Here is a 16,718-nt window from a genome sequence, read left to right on the forward strand (position 1 = left end):
CACGGCAGAATAAGGTGTGATGCGGTCAACAAAAGGGACCATCATTGCACTGACTTGGGTGGAGAACGTTGGACTCTAGTCCCATTCCCTCCGTCACTCGACCTCGCGAAATCGTTCTCTCGGTCCGGAGACTGCCGCAATTTCTCTTTGCTTTAGAGTGTTTTGCAAGAGTGGCTAAGCAACGACCTTCGCGCCACGAGGCTTGAAATCGTTCACGGGCACCTCGCTGCTCAAATCGGACAAGTCCATGTCGTTGGAGACGTTTGGCTCATACATCGACACGCCGTACTGGTTTGACGAGACCGTTGAGGACGGCGTGATGTTGGACCTGCGCTACGAAACGCGGGAAATCGAGCAGTGCGTCACCTCGCCTGCGAAGATCGATGCATGGTTCGAGGCCAAGACAAAGGGGTTGACGCTTGTAGCCAAAGCGTCGCAACAACAGCTTTTGGGGACGCTCCAGCGCGTGCTATCAAGCCGAGACCGCATCACGCAGATCGCTAGCGACATCATCATGGCCATGGACGGCCAGCACTTTCCATTTTTGTCGGCGTAGTCAGCCAAAGCCAACAACACCAACATTTCCCCACGATCACTCGGTCCGGTTTTCCACACTTGGCTGGAGATATTGATACTCATCGATCAGTCCGCCAATTCCGTGTCGGAACGGAGTTGCTGGAGCGCGGCTTGAACCAGATCTTCGGGAAAGTAGTTGATCCCACCAATGTTGGTGGGCGTAGGCAGGCGCCCCGCTGCGATGTCACGATAGATGGTCGTGCGGCCCCGACCGCCAAGCATCTTTCGCAAGTCTTTCATGGTTGGGTGTTTCACTTCACGTCACTCCGAGAGGTTTCAATGTGCCCCTCATCGTTCCGAATTTTTTTGGGATGCTGGAGACGGGATTTTTTTGCCGTCCCCCGAGGATCACGTTACGCCGGCTGCCTTCAACTCCCGATCTGAAAGCCGTGGAAAGTCAATTTTAGAAACTTTTTCAATCGTTTCCGGGACTCGCAGCGGGTTCCATTTGAAGGAATCTGAGACAACATTGCTATCAACGAAACTCTCGACTGCTCGTGCGGTGCCGAGAAACTCGCGACACTTCTCTTCGCTCCCTTCCAGTTCCTTCAGAAGTGATCGCTTCAGAATCATCACCGCCTGAAGATGTGCAGAGCTTTGAAACCTCCGGAAAGCCTTTTCGACTGCCCGTCTTGCACCATCGGGCGCTCCAGTCCTGAAATGCTCATGATGATTGTAGGCAACCAGTCGCCGCGCGGCATTGACCGACGGAGGCTCGCCGGTGGCCTCAGCAATGCGCACCAGTTCAACAACAACTTGCCCGGCGTAGACCCGCTCAGTCATAAATCGTTTAATGAAGTCGTTCTTCGCATTGGCCGCGTAGGTTGAAAGGTGCCCGTCAGTCGCCGCCGGATTTAGTTCGTCCTCCGCCAGCATCGTCTTGTAGAGATGCTGGATCGAGATCAGGTCAGGTGTCTTTTGGCCCGCGGTAGTCAAGTCGGGAACGGACATTACCGACAAAATCATGTAGTCTGGACGTGGAATCCAGGCCCCATCCGGGCCAAATAATCGCATGTAGTGAAGTGTTTCTGCATCCACGTCATGTCTTCCTGACAAAACCGGGGCGACCGACGCTTGACCATTCCACTGGCTGGTTCCGACGATCAGCAGGCGCTGTTCCACCCATAAGATGATCAGCCCACCGTTCCATCAAGTCCCGGCGTTGATCGAGAAAGTCGTGGCGGGCATATGTGCGTTCGACTATGCCCCCGATCTTGTGGGCAAGTGCTGTTTCGGCCACGGCATAAAGGCTAGGGTCTATCTCGGAGGCCCAGGACCGGAACGTGGCCCGCAATCCATGAGGTCGGTAAGGTTCCGACCAGCCCCACTCCGTTTCCAGATTTCTCATGATATTCTCGATGGCTTGATCGCTGATTACTTTCGGTGCCTCAGGTTTCGACCGCGGAGATGGGAACAGATGCCCGGTCTCCGATTCTGAAAGTGACAGGTCAATCAGTCTTTGCATTTCGCGGGTGACTGGTATCCGAAAGTCTGCTTCCTGCCCAACGCGGCTCTTCAATGCGTCTCCTGCCACAGTCCAGATCCCATTCTGGAACTGGCTTGTATGCGCGTATCGAAGCGGCTTCATCCGTGGGCCGCCGCCTGTCAGAATGTAATACATCAACGCGCGTTGGGCAGTTCTGACGGGATTCAGCGATTGATACAGGCAGGGAATTTCCTTCCAAGGCAGTGAGGGATGGTTATGCACCCTGTGCCCCGGGTGGCCCAGAAGTTGTCTTGCGTTCAACACCGCGTTCAGGTTCACCTCCAAGCCCATTGCAGCGCCATGTTTCATCACGGTTCCCAAGCGGTTCAAAGCCTTGACCGCGGTTGGGTTCTTCGTCTTCCAGATTGGTTCCAGCGCCTTCACGATGTCTCTCTGATGGATGTCCTCGATCTTTCTCGCGCCAAGCGTCGGCAACACGTACAACCTGAGTGGGGAGTACCACCGTCCGGCCTCCCCGCCATCCTTCAGCGTACCCTTCATCGCCTCGAAAGCTATCGGGGCCACCTCAGCGAGAGTTCGAGCCCCGCGTCCGGCTTGCGCCTCGTCTTCGAGCAGCCGCTTTGCGTCGATGGGGTTCATGGGGTGTCGCTTGTCGGTACTATACTCACGCCAGCGATCCCGCTCGCTACGCGCCTGCGCCAGAGACAAGGATTGCACCGAGCCAAGACCAATTTCGTATCGCTGCTTGAGGTAGGTGTAGCGATAAATCCAACTGCCCTTTGCTTGGCCTTTGTCTGTCCTGCCAGTGACCAGAAGATACAAGCCACCACCGTCAGAATACTTGCCAGGTTTTGCAGTTTTCAGGATATTCGGCGGGAGCTTTCCGATCGGCTTCATTCCCCAAATATTCCCCAGTTTTGACGGTGTACTATGGAACAGTATGAAGCAAGAAGATGCGGCGGTGTCAGAGTAAATATTTAAAATCAAAATATTATAAGTTATTTTGGAGCAAACCTGAACATGTGTGAACAATTACTTCGATGCATCTCGGCCGCACCATTTGCCCTTTGATCCCCGATATGCCGGGACGTGGATTTCATAAGAATGACACCTGTGCGATTGCTTCGACTCGCTTGAAGCATCGAAACCGCTCGACGGGACGCGCCGGCGCTTCTACATTTTTCCTCAGGCAGGACAATGGAGTGGCCCTTATGACTTTCCCGAGACTTTCCGGTTCGATTCTGGCGGCAGCCCTTGTGTGGGGCACGCTGGCGCAGGCGCAGCAGGTGGTGCCACCCGGCGATGACGGGTTCAGGAAATACGGCGAAGTCGGCGAATGGGTCGTCTATGTCGATATCGCGCGCGGCTCGTGTCTGATCGAGCGGGCGCAGGATGGGCGCGTGGTGCAAATGGGCCTGACCGCGGATCACCGTTTTGGCTATGTCGGTGTCTTCGCGCAGATCGACACCGATCTGGCGCAGGGCGAAACCGAAGAGGTGTTCATCGAGATCGACGGCATGGTCTTTCAGTCTGAGGTGACCGGGATCAAGGGCAACGTGACGGGTGGCTACAATGGCGGCTACGTGTTGGCCAACAACCCGGCTTTCGCCGATGCCGTGGCGAATGGGCGGAACATGACGGTATTTCCGGGCAATGACGGCATGTTCACCGTGGACCTGACTGGCACCAAGAAGGCGATGGAGGCGGCGCGGGCTTGTAACCGCGCGCAGTTGGGCTGAGTCGTTGTGTGTGCGAAATTGCACAGAAAGAGGCAAAATTCGCAGGATTTGTTCGAAGTTGGTGAGGGTGTAAAAGCGGGGGTGTCAACTGAAAGGACCGCACCATGAGTTGGAACCCGATTCTAGACCCCGATACCCCCATCGGCGACGCGGTGGACGCGATCGAGACCGTGATCGTCCCGCGAGCCCGTGACTTGGGCGATTTCGAAGTGCGCCGTGCGCTGCCCGCCCCCAAGCGGCAGATGGTCGGGCCGTTCATCTTCTTCGACCAGATGGGCCCGGCCGAATTTCTGACCGGGCAGGGCATCGACATCCGTCCGCATCCACATATCGGATTGGCCACGGTGACCTATCTTTACAGCGGTCGGTTTCATCATCGGGACAGCCTGGGCGTGAACCAGTGGATCGAGCCGGGCGCGGTCAACCTGATGACGGCGGGCAACGGGGTGACCCATTCTGAACGGGTGGACGAAGACGCGCTGGCGGCACCCTACGACATGTTCGGCATCCAGACCTGGATCGCCTTGCCAAAGGACAAGGAGGACGCGCCTGCGCAGTTCGTCCATGTGCCGAAGGATGATCTGCCGTTGCTGGAGGGGCGCGGCAAGCAGGTACGGCTGATCCTCGGATCGGCCTATGGTGCATCCGCGCCGGTGCCGGTGCCATCCGAGATGTTCTATGCCGATGCGCGGCTCGACCCGGGGGCCGCCATTCCGATGCCGGACAATCACGAAGACCGGGGCGTGTACGTTGTAAAGGGCTCGGTCACGGTGGCAGGTCAGGTGTTCGAGGCCGGGCGGATGATGGTCTTCCGGCCGGGAGATCGGATCAGCGCCAAGGCGGGGCCCGAGGGGGCCTGGTTGATCCTGCTGGGTGGTGCCACGCTGGAAGGGCCGCGCCACATCTGGTGGAACTTCGTGGCCTCCTCCAGGGACCGGATCGAGGCGGCCAAGGAGGCCTGGCGCGCGGGGGATTGGCAGCACGGGCGGTTCCGTCTGCCGCCGGATGACGACCGGGAATTCATTCCACTGCCTGAGCGGTAGGCCACACCGAGGACCGCGGTCGCGAAATGCGGTATTTTGCGCAAAACCCTGCTTGACGGCACAGAGTGTGCGCCATATTACCGCCAAACGCAGCGAGCGGTTGTAGCTCAGTTGGTTAGAGTACCGGCCTGTCACGCCGGGGGTCGCGGGTTCGAGCCCCGTCAACCGCGCCACTGCTGCAGAACGACAGGCCCGCTCCGGCGGGCCTTTTCGCGTTTTGGGGATGCGTGTCAGGGCCGCGCGAATGTTCCATAGGCGCACTTATCCGCTTGACCGATGCGCGGGCTTGGCCTATTGCGCCGACATCGCGCGGTTGTAGCTCAGTTGGTTAGAGTACCGGCCTGTCACGCCGGGGGTCGCGGGTTCGAGCCCCGTCAACCGCGCCACTTCTTTCCCTTGCCCAGATCAATAGACATATCCGAGTGCGGCTTCCTGCTGCGTGTCGCAATGGCGTTGAAGGAATCGCAGATCCGCCGGTGTGAGCGAGTCGGGCGTCGGCGGACGGTCCGCCAGCACCGGCTTGAAGCGTGCGCCAAGCCGTTTGCCCACCGGGCGGAACCGGGCGTCGCGCGCTGCGAGGCCAAGCCCGCCCGCGATCTCGTCGATCGCGCCTTGCGGGTCGGCCTGCAGCCGTTCGACGCGCAGCACCACGCAGGTGCAGCCGCGCGCGGCATAGCCCAGCAGCGCAGCCAGCTTGGCCCGGCGCAGTTCAAAGAGATTTGCGAAGGGCGCGCCAGTCAGCGGGTCGCGGTCCTGTTGCAGGGACTGGCCGACCAGCTCCTCGGCGCCTGGGAAGTAGCGCGCGCGATCGATCGTGCTGTGCCACGGCGCGCGGATGAAGTCGGAAAAGGGCAGCGCTTGCAGCGACGCCGTGGCGTGCCAGGGCTTGGCGTGCATCGACAGAGCCCAGTCGGCCGCGTTGCGCACCATGCAAATCACCGCAAGGTCGGCGGGAATCGCCAGCATCGAGGGGAAGCCGTGTTTCCACCCGAGCACATCGCTTGGCGCAAGGGGCGTGTTGCGCGCCAGCAGTCTCCGCGCGAGGTTCGTGCCCGAGGAGCGTTCGCCCAGCACCTGGAAGCGCGTCGGCGCAGTGGCCGTGCGGTAGATGAAAAGACCGGTTTCGGCGAAGTCGGAGAGCAGCAGGGCGGGCTCCTTTCACGGTCCACGGCGGTGCGGCGCACGGAAAATTTGTGATTCTCTTATATCCGCTCGAAGGTTAAGCATAAGACAAAACCGGACCGGGACGCCCCAGATGCAGACAGCAGCCGCCCTGACCATGGTGCGCGACGACGCGTTTTTCCTGGCTGCCTGGCTGTGTCACTACGGCGGCGCGCTGGGGCGGGAGAATTGCTATGTGATCAACCACGGGCGCGGGCCGGAGGTCACCGCGCTGGCCGAAGGTTGCAACGTGATCGGCATTCCGGGCGACGCGCACAAGAATTTCGACATGAAGCGCTGGCGGATGCTGAACAACTTCGTCATGGGGCTGCGCTGCTACTACGACCACGTCATCGTGGGCGATGTCGACGAGTTGGTCGTCTTGGACCCGGCCGCGGGCCGCGACCTGCTGTCCTTCCTGCGCGAAACGCCGGTCAACCGGGTGCTGACGCCGCTGGGGCTGGAGGTGATCCATCGCACCGATGTCGAGACCGCGCCGATCGGTGAGCGCATCCTCGGGCCGCGCCGCCACGTGCGAGTCGCGCCGCATTATTCCAAGCCCTGCGTGGTGTCCGTGGGCACCAAGATTGCGCGGGGTGGGCATTTCACCCAGTATGACAAGTTGCACACACCCGAACATTTGTATCTGCTGCACCTGAAATACTGTGACCGCGCGGCCTATGGGGCGGCGATGGACCGGCGCAACGCGATGACCGCCGAGATCGGCACCGGGATCAAGGGCGCGGCGGTGGGGCGGCACTGGTTCGCCGAGGCGCGCGGCGAGGATGATGCGGTGTTTGACGGGTTCAGTCAGCTGCCGATGCAGGAAGGCTTCGACATGGCCCCGCTCCGCCGCCGGATGCAGCGCAGCTGGAAACCGCGCGGCGAAACCGGGTACTGGGAATTCGACCGGCCCGCCCAGCAGGCGCAATACCTGCTGCCCGAGCGGTTCGTCGGTCTGGTCTGACGCTCAGCGCCGCGCAAGGATGCGGCCGCCGGAGTCTCCGGTCAGGATCATCGCCCCGGTCGCGTCAAAGCTGATCGTCATCGGGCCGGACACCGCGTCCAAGAACTTGCGCTCCTGATCGGCGAGCGCCGGAAGACAGGCTCTTTGCGTGACCGCCAGCGGGCCGAAGGTCAGCCTGTCGCCCTCGCGGGTATAGCTGCCACTGTACTGGTTGCAGCCGGCCCGGCCCGACACGGTGCCATCCTCGGAGAACGAGAGGCTGGTCTGGGAATTGTCGATCACGCCAGCGTTGTTGATATCCTCGACGCGCCAGCTGCCACCGGTCAGTCCAGCCGTTTCACGCGTGCATTCGGTGCTGCCTTCCGGCGTTTCCAGAAGCGCGGTCAGACCCTTGTCCCAGAACGACAGGCTATCGTCCTCGGTGGCGTAGCGCGCCCCGGATCCGGCGCGCACACGCCGGAGGTTGCGAAGTTCGCCATCGATCGTCAACGCCAGGGTGCCGGGCGTGAACCGCGCCGTCACCTTGCGATCTCCGCAGAGATAGGTCGCCTCATCCGCCGCGGAGAGGGTCGTGACCTGAATCAGGTTCACGGTGCCCAGATCGTTGACCGCTTGCGTCGGATCGACCGGGATATTGGTGTCAGTGGTCCAGCGCAGGTTGCCCGCGGCGTCGCGGATCACCGCCCGCAGCGCATAGCGGCCGCGCTCGGTCATGTCCTGTGTCGGCACTTCCAGCGAAAACGGGATCGGCACCTGCCGGCCCGGAATCGAGGCTTCGGCGAGCACCGGCGCGGCGGCATCCGCGCGCGAGACGTCGCTGACGGTGACGGTGGCTGTGCTGCCGGGCTGCAGGGCGATCCGCTGGAGATAGCTGATCTGTCCGGTGACGGTGATCATGTCGGCGTCATCGCTCTGCTGCGCCAGCGCGCCCAGAGGCAGGGCGGCAAGCAGGGTCGCGGCGGCGAGGCCGATCGGCATCATCTTGAATAGTCTTGGCATGGTGTCGTCTCGTCTTTCTGGGTCGTGGGTCCATCGGGTCTGGCGATTGAGATGGGGACGGGGCGCGGCGTCGCAAGCGCTGCGCATCGGGACGTCGCGGAAGGTTACAAGCCGGCCAGAAAATCGCCCAGCACCTCAGCCGTGGTGTCGGGATGCAGGTCCGGAAAGAAATGGCCGCCGGGCAGGGCGCGCGACTGCATGTCGCTCAGCCGGTCGGCCCAGGTTGCCGGAACGTCGTAGTGTTTCGCCATGGCGCCATCGATACCGTAGAGCACCAGCGCCGGGCAAGTCACCCGACGCGACAGGTCTGCCGCATCATGCTTGACATCATGGACGAGTGCGGCGCGGTAGTCGTTGCACATGGCGTTGATCGTGTCAGGCCAGCGCCAGCTTTGCCGATAGGCATAAAGTGCGTCCGGGTGGAAATCGTCGATTTCGCAGCCGCCCCAGCCGGTCAGGCAGGATTCGTAGTACCAATCGGGATCATGCCCGATCAGGGTTTCGGGGAAAGGGGCGGGTTGGGCGAGGAGGAACCAGTGGTAATAGGCCGCGGCCACCTCTGTCTTAAGGTCGCCGAGCAGCAGTTGTGTCGGCACGATATCCATCAGCGTGAGGCTGGCGACGGCCTTCGGAGCGTCGAGCGCGAGGCGATGTGCGGTGCGCGCGCCCCGGTCATGGCCGACGAGGTGAAAGCTGTCAAAGCCAAGCGAGGCCATCAGCGCGCGCTGGTCCGCGGCCATGTTGCGGAAGGTGTAGGCCGCGACGCCGTCGGGCTTGCTGCTGTCGCCATAGCCGCGCAGGTCGGCGGCGATCACTGTGAAGCGGTCCACCAGATGCGGGGCGATGCCGTGCCACATGGCGCGGGTCTGCGGAAACCCGTGCAACAGCAGCACGGGCGGACCACTGCCGGCGCGGGAATAGGCGATGCTCTGCCCGTTCACCTCGGCCACGTCGTCGGTGAACCCGGGGAGGGCGCTCATGCGCGGGTGAGCGCGTCGAGAATGCGCGCCCAGCTGCGGATGCCCTTGTGAAAGCTCTGCAGGTCGTATTTCTCGTTCGGAGAATGGATCGCATCGTCTTCATTGGCATAGCCGATTAGCATCGCGTCGAGCCCGAGAATCGACTTGAAATGGCCGGCGATCGGGATCGAGCCGCCCATGCCGCAGAAGACGGCCTCGCGCTTCCATTCGTCGGACAAGGCCTGGCGCGCGGCTTCGAATTCCGGCCGGTCGATGTTCATCACCGAGGCGCGCGCGCCTTCGAGGTCGTTGTCCCATCGCACCTTGGCGTCCGGCGACAGGCGCGCCTCGACATGGGCGCGGATCTTGCGGCGCAGATCGTCCGGGTCCATGTCGCCGACAAGCCGGCAGGTGATCTTGCAATGTGCTTCGGACGGGATCACCGTCTTGGACCCGGCGCCGTTGTAGCCGCCCCAGAGTCCGTTGATTTCCAGCGTGGGGCGGGCCCATTGCTGCTCCAGCGTGGAATAGTCCTTTTCCCCGTGCGGCTGGGTGTATCCGACCGAGTTGAGGTAATCGGCCTCGTCGAATCCGCAGCTTTGCCACTGGCGCAGCTGATCGGCGGGAACCTCGTGAACACCGTCGTAGAAGCCCTCGACCGCGACCCGGCCGGTCTCCTCGTCGTGGAAGGACGCCACGATGCGGGCGATCTCGCGCAGCGGATTGAGCCCCGGGCCACCGTAGTGGCCTGAATGCAGGTCGATACGCGGCCCGATGATGGTGAACTCGTCCTTCAGCATGCCGCGAAGCTGCGAGGCGATCGACGGGACTCCCCGCGCCACCATGGAGGTGTCGCAGATCAGCGCGATATCGGCGCCGAGTTCCTCGGCGTTGTCGGTCATGAAGGGAACGAGTGAGGGCGAACCGCTTTCCTCCTCGCCTTCGAAGAAAAAGGTGATTTTGCAGGGCAGGCTGCCATTGACCGCCTTCCAGGCCCGGCAGGCCTCAACGAAGGTCATCAGCTGGCCCTTGTCGTCCGAAGCGCCGCGCCCCCGGATCACCCGGCCCGCGGGCGTATCCTCGATCTGCGGATCGAACGGGTCGCGGGTCCAGAGGTTCAGCGGATCGACGGGCTGCACGTCGTAATGGCCGTAGAACAGCAGGTGCGGGCCGTCGCCGTCGACATGACCCACGACCATCGGGTGGCCCGGTGTCGCGCGTTTCTCGGTTTTGACGCCGAGCGCGTTCAGGTCGGCGACCAGCCAGTCCGCTGCCTTGTCGCAATCGGCCTTGTAGGCCGGATCGGTCGAGATCGAAGGAATGCGCAACAGCTCCATCAGCCGGTCGGTTGCAGCGGGCAGGTCGGCGTCGATGCGCGACAGGACATCGTTCAGGGCCATGGGAGGTTCCTCTGTGTGACTCGCGAGGGACCGTATCAGCGGGGCGGGCCATGTCCAGCCCGTGGCGAAATCGACGTGGAAATCACAACGACCGGCGACGGGTTGCTATTCCGCGCCGCCAGCCGTTGCCGTTTCTCCCCGGTCGCGGCCTGAATGAGACCGCGCGCCGACTACCTATTCACACGTACCCGAAAAACGTTGGGCGCGGGATCGAAACGGATACCAATGAACGAACCTGAAAAAAGTGAAATCGTTACCATTCCAATGCGTTGACCCTGCCGTTTGGGTGCCGATCCGGCAAGTCAGGTATTCCCGACCTTTGGATGCGCCCCCGGTTCGAAGGTCGGATTGATCCAGATCAAGGCTGCGACGTATCGTCGTTCGATAACCAGTTGAACATGGAATGCTCGAGCTATAATCATTCCAAAACGTGAATGCGGTTACTGCGCCGCCAAGCTGCCGCCGGGTCCGGCGCAAACAGATGGAGGAGCCGGTGGACTACACCGCACAACTCGACGCGGCGATCGACCGCCTGCACAAGGAAGGCCGCTACCGGACCTTTATCGACATCGAGCGCCGCAACGGCCAGTTTCCGCACGCGGTCTGGACCACTCCGGCAGGCGAAACCCGCGACATCACCGTCTGGTGCGGCAATGACTATCTTGGCATGGGGCAGAACCCCGTCGTGCTGAACGCGATGAAGGAGGCGATCGACGCCACCGGCGCGGGATCGGGCGGAACGCGCAACATCTCGGGCACAACGGTCTATCACAAGCGGCTGGAGGCCGAACTGGCCGACCTGCATGGCAAGGAAAGCGCGCTGCTCTTCACCAGCGCCTATATTGCCAATGACGCCACGCTCAGCACTCTGCCCAAGCTGTTTCCCGGCCTCATAATCTATTCCGACGAATTGAACCACGCCAGCATGATCGAAGGCGTTCGCCGAAATGGCGGTGCGAAGCGGATCTTCAAGCACAACGACGTGGCGCATCTGCGCGCGTTGCTCGAGGCCGACGATCCCGACGCGCCCAAGCTGATCGCCTTTGAGTCGATCTATTCGATGGACGGCGATTTCGGGCCCATCGAGGCGATCTGCGATCTGGCCGACGAGTTCGGCGCGCTGACCTATATCGACGAGGTGCACGCGGTCGGCATGTATGGGCCCCGCGGTGCGGGCGTCGCCGAGCGCGATCGCCTGATGCACCGGCTCGATATCATCAACGGCACCCTGGCCAAGGCCTATGGCGTCATGGGAGGTTACATCGCGGCAAGCTACAAGATGTGCGATGCGATCCGGTCCTACGCGCCGGGATTCATCTTTACCACGTCGATCCCGCCCGCCGTGGCGGCCGGGGCAGCCGCTTCGGTCGCCTATCTGAAGCAGGCGCCGGAGTTGCGCGAGCAGCACCAGACCCAGGCGAAGATCCTGAAGCTGCGCCTGAAGGGCATGGGCCTGCCGATCATCGACCATGGCAGCCACATTGTTCCGGTCATCGTCGGCGACCCGGTCCACACCAAGAAACTCAGCGACATGCTGCTGCTGGATCACGGCATCTACGTGCAGCCGATCAACTTCCCGACGGTGCCCCGCGGCACCGAGCGCTTGCGATTCACGCCCTCGCCGGTGCATGGACCGGACGAGATGGACAAGCTGGTCCGCGCGATGGACAAGCTGTGGTCGCACTGTGCGCTGAATCGCGCCGAGTTGAGCGCCTGAGCCCAACTCTGTGTGCAAACTCCTTGCGCTGTGTTAGCATTGTGGAAAGAAAAGCGTGAATGAGTCGAGGGGACGACTCCACACGTTGAGACAGACCGCAGCAGGCGACATGGGGCAGCAGGCATGATTGGGCGCAAGGGACAGCGCAAATCAGAAGCAGATGAAGTCGATGTGGTCCGACCCAAGGGGTTTGACGACTTCGAACTGCGTCTCGGTGATACCATGCGCGGCGAACGCGCCACCATGGGCAAGTCGCTGTTGGACGTTCAGCGCGAATTGCGGATCAAGGCCTCCTACATCGCCGCGATAGAAAACTCGGACCCTTCGGCCTTTGACACGCCCGGCTTCATCGCCGGCTACGTGCGCTCCTATGCCCGCTATCTCAACATGGACCCGGACGAGGCCTTTGCCGCATTCTGCGAGGAAAGCGGATTCTCGGTGGCGCATGGCATGTCCGCCGAAGCATCGGTGGTGAAGAAATCCGCCGCCATCCGCAAGGATCAGGCCAAGTCGAACGGCGGCGTCCGTGACCCGTTCATCACGCCCAACACGCCCTTCATCCCGTCCGGCGAATCTGTCTTCAACCAGATCGAAGCGCGCGCGATCGGCTCGATGCTGGTGCTGGTCGCACTGATCGGGGGGCTGGGTTACGGCGGCTGGTCGGTTCTGAAACAGGTGCAGCAGGTCAAGATGGCGCCGGTTGACCAAGCGCCCGTGGTGCTGTCCGATCTCGACCCGCTGAAGGCGGCACAGCCCGGTGGCACCGAAGATCCGGTTTTGGCCGGTCTCGATACGCCGACCGCCGAGGCGCTGGACCGACTCTACCGGCCGCAGGCGCTGGACGTGCCGGTGCTGGTGGCGCGTGATGCGCCGATCTCGACGCTCGATCCGCGTAGCGTGGGCAGTTTCGCACAGCCCGAGCTGCCCGATGTGCAGGTCGCGCAACGGGACGAAAACGATCCGCGCCGCGGCATCATCGTGCCGCAGGTGGTCGAGGAGACAGCGCCGCAGCTGCGCATGGTGGCCGTGCGCCCGTCTTGGGTGCGGGTGCGTGCGGCCGATGGCACCGTGATTTTCGAAGGCATTTTGGAAAGCGGGCAGGGCTATGACGTGCCGCTGACCGAAGATCCGCCAACCTTGCGTGCAGGAGAATCGGGTGCGATCTATTTCGCGCTCGGCGACCGGCATTTCGGACCGGTGGGCGAACGGGGCCAGGTCACCTCGAACGTGGCGTTGTCGATCGACGCGGTGCAGGAGCGCTTCGAGGTGGCGGACCTGCAGCAGGACAGTGACCTGGCGCGCATGGTCGCCGAGGCGCAGACAGCGCCCGATCCCGAGGTCCCGGTCACGCAACCCTGAGCGGCGCGCCCATTGCCGCGCCGCCGTGCGCGGGCTATCTCTGGCACTGAACGCGAACCCGCAACACCCGCAAAACGGAGCCGATGTCATGTCGCTCAACCACGTCCGCCCCTGGCGCAACATCTATCGCCGCGAGTCGCGACAGATCATGGTCGGCAACGTGCCGGTCGGTGGCGATGCCCCGATCGCGGTGCAGACCATGACGAACACGCTGACCACCGACGTGGCGGCGACCGTGGCGCAGGTGCAGGCCGCGGCCGAGGCCGGTGCCGATATCGTGCGCGTCTCGGTGCCCGACGAGGCTTCGTCCCGTGCGCTGAAGGAGATCGTCGCCGAAAGCCCGGTGCCGATCGTTGCGGACATCCATTTTCACTACAAGCGCGGCATCGAGGCCGCCGAGGCGGGTGCCGCCTGCCTGCGGATCAATCCCGGCAACATCGGGGACGAGCGGCGCGTCAAGGACGTGATCCAGGCGGCACGCGACCACAAGTGCTCGATCCGGATCGGGGTCAACGCGGGCAGCTTGGAAAAGCACCTGCTTGAGAAGTATGGCGAACCCTGTCCCGATGCGATGGTGGAAAGCGGGCTGGAGCATATCCGCATTCTGCAGGACAACGATTTTCACGAATTCAAGATCAGCGTGAAGGCCAGCGACGTGTTCATGTCGGCCGCCGCCTACCAACAGCTGGCCGAGGCGACGGATGCACCGATTCATCTGGGCATCACCGAAGCGGGCGGGCTGGTCAGCGGCACGATCAAGAGCGCCATCGGCCTTGGCAACCTGCTGTGGATGGGGATTGGCGACACGATCCGGGTGTCGCTGTCGGCCGACCCGGTCGAAGAGGTGAAGGTCGGCTTTGAGATTCTGAAATCGCTCGGCCTGCGGCACCGCGGCGTCAACATCATCAGCTGTCCCAGCTGCGCCCGGCAGGGGTTCGACGTGATCAAGACGGTCGAGGCGCTTGAGAAGCGGCTGGAACACATCAAGACGCCCATGAGCCTGAGCATCATCGGCTGCGTGGTCAACGGGCCTGGCGAGGCGTTGATGACGGATGTCGGATTTACCGGCGGCGGCGCCGGCTCGGGCATGGTCTATCTTGCCGGCAAGCAGAGCCACAAGCTCAGCAACGAGGCGATGATCGATCACATCGTCGAACAGGTCGAGCGAAAGGCCGCCGAACTGGACGCGGCAGCGGCGGCGCAGGACGCCGCCGAGTAAGGCCGGTCAGCCGCGCTTGTCCGCGACGATCAGTTCCATCTGGTCGGCGGGCAGGAAGCCGCGCAGCAATTCGTCCTCCAGAACGAAGGTCGGCGTACCGCTGATCTGAAGCTTCTGCGCCAGCGCACGGGTGGCGGCGATCTCGGCGGTGACCTCCTCGCTGTCCATCCGCTCGAGGATCGCGTCCGCATCGAGCCCGAACCCGTCGGCGAGACGGCGCAGGACGACGTCGGTCAGATCGCCGTTCAACTCCATCAGCGCATCATGCACCTGGATATAGGCTTCGTCGCCCGCCACCTGTTTGGTGGCGATGGCAAAGCGCGAGGACAGCATGGACGCTTCGCCAAGGATCGGGAATTCCTTGATGATGACGCGGATGTTGCCATCGTTCTTCAGCAGCTTCGCGACTTCGGGCTTGGCACGGCGGCAGTATCCGCAGCGATAATCCATGAATTCGACCAGGGTGATGTCGCCTTCGGGATTTCCGCCCACGTAGGAAAAGCCGTCGTCGAAGATGTCGTCGGCATTGGCGGCGACGAGGCCGAGATCGGCCTCGGCCTGAGCCTCGGCCTTGCGTTGCTCCATCAGGTTGACGGCCTCGATGATGACCTCTGGATTGTCCATCAGATAGGCGCGAACCTCGGCGCGGAACGCCTCGCGTTCGGCATCGGTCATCGCGGTCAGATCGGCGGACTGGGCCGGAGCTGCCATGAGGGCAAGGGCGGTCAGGGCAGGGGCGGCGAAGCGGATCATCGATTCTTCCTTTTCGAGGATTGGTCTGCGGCAATGAACACATCCTGCGCCCGCTGCCAAGGTGCGGAGCCCCGCGGTAACAGTCTTGTGGCCCGCTGTGCCTGGGGACGTGCGTCCTCCAGCCTGCCTTGCAGGGCATAGCGTTCGGCCGTGGTCAGCGCCGCCATGCCGGTGTCATCGACCCGGGCATAGGCGAGCGCGAGATCGCGCAGCACGCGGGTGTCGCGGAAATCGCGCGAGCGAGCGTTTTCGAGCGGTTCGAGCGCGGCCCTGGGTTGTCCGTTCGCCAGCAGCGCGCGGCCATAGCCACCCAGCAGCAGCGCGTTGCGCGGCGATAGCGAGACAGCGGTTTCGTATTCGACGACAGCGGCGTCCGTCTTGCGGTTCTCGAGCAGGATCTGGCCCTTGAGATCGTGATAGAACGGATCTTCCGGGCGCAGCGCGATTGCCGCGTCGATGGCGGCCCGGGCCTTTGCGAAGTCGTTCAACCGGTGGTGCGCTATGGCCTCGCGCATGTGGCGCACGTCCTCGTAGGTTTCGCCTTCGACGCGTCGTTGGGTCCAACTTGGCGCCCGGGTGAAGGCTGAAAGCTTGCCGTGGATGCGAGCGAACCAGTAGGCGTCCTCGGGATCGATCGCCGGCAGGTCGCCAGCCGCCGCGACATAGCCTTCGGCGGCGCGAATACGGTCCCGGGTCAGCGGATGCGAGCGCATGTAGGGATCCTGCAACCCGACGCTGAGCGCCTCCTGCCCCTGAAAGGTGCGGTGCACGTCGACGAGACCCTGCGGATTCACCCCGGCGCTCTGCATGAAATATGCGGCGGAGCGGTCGGCGGCAGCTTCCTCGGCCCGCGTATGTGCCAGGAAGCTGCGCATAGCGGAACTGGCGGTACCGAAGGCGATGCCGCCTGCAGCATCGCCCGCGCCTGCCCCCGCAGCGATCAGCGCCAGGACGGTGCCCAGCCCTGCGGCGGTACGCGCGCTCTTCATGTTGCCGACGCGCCGGGCGATATGTCCATTGGCGATATGCGCGGCCTCGTGCGCGATCACCGCCTGCAACATCGCCGGATCCGTCATCTTGAGAACCAGTCCGGAATGCAGGAAGATGGTCTGACCGTCGATCACGAAGGCGTTGAGAGAGCTGTCATCGACCAGTAGCACCCGTACCCGGTTCGGGTTCAAGCCTGCGGCTCGCAGAACAGGGGCAGACAGCTGTGTCAGCCCGTGCTCGATGTCGGCGTCCCGAAGCAGCGAGATCGCCGCGGCGGGCAGGGCCCCGAGCAGCAGTATCAGGGCGGTCAGCGCGGTGAGCGCGGCGCGTGCCCGCAGGCAGGCAAGGATTGACGCCGGACGGGATACACGTTCAAACCGCATGGCCGC

The 16,718-nt window shown here is 62.9% G+C and carries 16 protein-coding genes, 2 tRNA genes and 1 pseudogene; 9 read left to right on the forward strand and 10 right to left on the reverse strand.

The window, feature by feature from the left end; all coding sequences use genetic code 11:
* The first annotated feature begins 202 nt into the window (after positions 1–202).
* On the forward strand, positions 203–556 hold the full coding sequence (locus JF290_RS16540; protein ID WP_233155481.1) for a hypothetical protein: 354 nt from the start codon (positions 203–205) through the stop codon (positions 554–556).
* Here the strand turns inward: JF290_RS16540 and JF290_RS19845 are convergent.
* The 4 genes and pseudogenes from JF290_RS19845 to JF290_RS16555 form a co-directional block, all read right to left on the reverse strand.
* Positions 544–639 (reverse strand): annotated as a pseudogene (locus tag JF290_RS19845) (hypothetical protein); the annotation flags it as partial. The gene JF290_RS16540 and the pseudogene JF290_RS19845 overlap by 13 nt on opposite strands.
* Positions 640–642: 3 nt before the next feature.
* A complete protein-coding gene (locus JF290_RS16545) occupies positions 643–816 on the reverse strand; it encodes a helix-turn-helix transcriptional regulator (protein WP_227363422.1) in 174 nt (57 codons plus the stop codon).
* A 108-nt stretch (positions 817–924) separates the two neighbouring features.
* Complete coding sequence (locus JF290_RS16550; protein ID WP_199026198.1) at positions 925–1,698, reverse strand: hypothetical protein; 774 nt, start codon at positions 1,696–1,698, stop codon at positions 925–927.
* Positions 1,616–2,920 (reverse strand): tyrosine-type recombinase/integrase, encoded by a 1,305-nt coding sequence (locus tag JF290_RS16555; protein ID WP_199026012.1) that lies wholly within the window; start codon positions 2,918–2,920, stop codon positions 1,616–1,618. The genes JF290_RS16550 and JF290_RS16555 overlap by 83 nt, the downstream gene beginning before the upstream one ends.
* A gap of 314 nt (positions 2,921–3,234) precedes the next feature.
* On the opposite strand from JF290_RS16555, the gene JF290_RS16560 reads away from it, so the two are divergent.
* From JF290_RS16560 to JF290_RS16575, 4 genes are all read left to right on the forward strand, one after another.
* The gene (locus tag JF290_RS16560; protein ID WP_199026013.1) at positions 3,235–3,762 is read left to right on the forward strand and encodes a hypothetical protein; all 528 of its coding nucleotides are present in this window, start codon (positions 3,235–3,237) and stop codon (positions 3,760–3,762) included.
* A gap of 104 nt (positions 3,763–3,866) precedes the next feature.
* The gene (locus tag JF290_RS16565; RefSeq protein ID WP_199026014.1) at positions 3,867–4,805 is read left to right on the forward strand and encodes a pirin family protein; all 939 of its coding nucleotides are present in this window, start codon (positions 3,867–3,869) and stop codon (positions 4,803–4,805) included.
* Between the two features lie 96 nt (positions 4,806–4,901).
* Positions 4,902–4,978 (forward strand) — tRNA-Asp (locus JF290_RS16570).
* 136 nt (positions 4,979–5,114) lie between these two features.
* A tRNA-Asp gene (locus JF290_RS16575) sits at positions 5,115–5,191 on the forward strand.
* Positions 5,192–5,210: 19 nt separating this feature from the next.
* Here the strand turns inward: JF290_RS16575 and JF290_RS16580 are convergent.
* Positions 5,211–5,879 carry a hypothetical protein gene (locus JF290_RS16580; RefSeq protein WP_328701282.1) on the reverse strand — a complete coding sequence of 223 codons (669 nt, stop codon included), beginning with the start codon at positions 5,877–5,879 and terminating at the stop codon, positions 5,211–5,213.
* A 181-nt stretch (positions 5,880–6,060) separates the two neighbouring features.
* Between JF290_RS16580 and JF290_RS16585 the strand changes: the two genes are divergently transcribed.
* Positions 6,061–6,933, forward strand: coding sequence for a glycosyltransferase family 2 protein (locus tag JF290_RS16585; protein ID WP_199026015.1), 873 nt, complete (start codon positions 6,061–6,063; stop codon positions 6,931–6,933).
* Positions 6,934–6,936: 3 nt separating this feature from the next.
* Here JF290_RS16585 and JF290_RS16590 read toward each other — a convergent pair whose 3' ends face one another.
* The 3 genes from JF290_RS16590 to JF290_RS16600 form a co-directional block, all read right to left on the reverse strand.
* Positions 6,937–7,932, reverse strand: coding sequence for an META domain-containing protein (locus JF290_RS16590; protein ID WP_199026016.1), 996 nt, complete (start codon positions 7,930–7,932; stop codon positions 6,937–6,939).
* Positions 7,933–8,036: 104 nt separating this feature from the next.
* Complete coding sequence (locus JF290_RS16595) at positions 8,037–8,912, reverse strand: alpha/beta fold hydrolase (protein ID WP_199026017.1); 876 nt, start codon at positions 8,910–8,912, stop codon at positions 8,037–8,039.
* On the reverse strand, positions 8,909–10,291 hold the full coding sequence (locus JF290_RS16600) for a M20/M25/M40 family metallo-hydrolase (RefSeq protein ID WP_199026018.1): 1,383 nt from the start codon (positions 10,289–10,291) through the stop codon (positions 8,909–8,911). The genes JF290_RS16595 and JF290_RS16600 overlap by 4 nt, the downstream gene beginning before the upstream one ends.
* Before the next feature lie 493 nt (positions 10,292–10,784).
* Between JF290_RS16600 and hemA the strand changes: the two genes are divergently transcribed.
* From hemA to ispG, 3 genes are all read left to right on the forward strand, one after another.
* A complete protein-coding gene (gene hemA / locus JF290_RS16605; RefSeq protein WP_199026019.1) occupies positions 10,785–12,008 on the forward strand; it encodes a 5-aminolevulinate synthase in 1,224 nt (407 codons plus the stop codon).
* Between the two features lie 123 nt (positions 12,009–12,131).
* Entirely contained in the window at positions 12,132–13,367 is a 1,236-nt protein-coding gene (locus JF290_RS16610; protein ID WP_199026020.1) for a helix-turn-helix domain-containing protein, read from the forward strand.
* Positions 13,368–13,455: 88 nt separating this feature from the next.
* Positions 13,456–14,586, forward strand: a complete 1,131-nt coding sequence (gene ispG, locus JF290_RS16615; protein ID WP_199026021.1) for a flavodoxin-dependent (E)-4-hydroxy-3-methylbut-2-enyl-diphosphate synthase — start codon at positions 13,456–13,458, stop codon at positions 14,584–14,586.
* 6 nt (positions 14,587–14,592) lie between these two features.
* Here the strand turns inward: ispG and JF290_RS16620 are convergent, their stop codons facing one another.
* Together JF290_RS16620 and JF290_RS16625 are read right to left on the reverse strand one after the other, a co-directional pair.
* Complete coding sequence (locus JF290_RS16620) at positions 14,593–15,339, reverse strand: DsbA family protein (protein WP_199026022.1); 747 nt, start codon at positions 15,337–15,339, stop codon at positions 14,593–14,595.
* The gene (locus JF290_RS16625; RefSeq protein ID WP_199026023.1) at positions 15,336–16,712 is read right to left on the reverse strand and encodes a M48 family metalloprotease; all 1,377 of its coding nucleotides are present in this window, start codon (positions 16,710–16,712) and stop codon (positions 15,336–15,338) included. Before JF290_RS16625 ends, JF290_RS16620 begins: the two co-directional genes overlap by 4 nt.
* Between the last annotated feature and the right edge of the window lie 6 nt (positions 16,713–16,718).

Origin of the sequence: Sedimentitalea arenosa, from assembly GCF_016428585.1 — a bacterium.
Classification (GTDB): Bacteria; Pseudomonadota; Alphaproteobacteria; order Rhodobacterales; family Rhodobacteraceae; genus Sedimentitalea; species Sedimentitalea arenosa.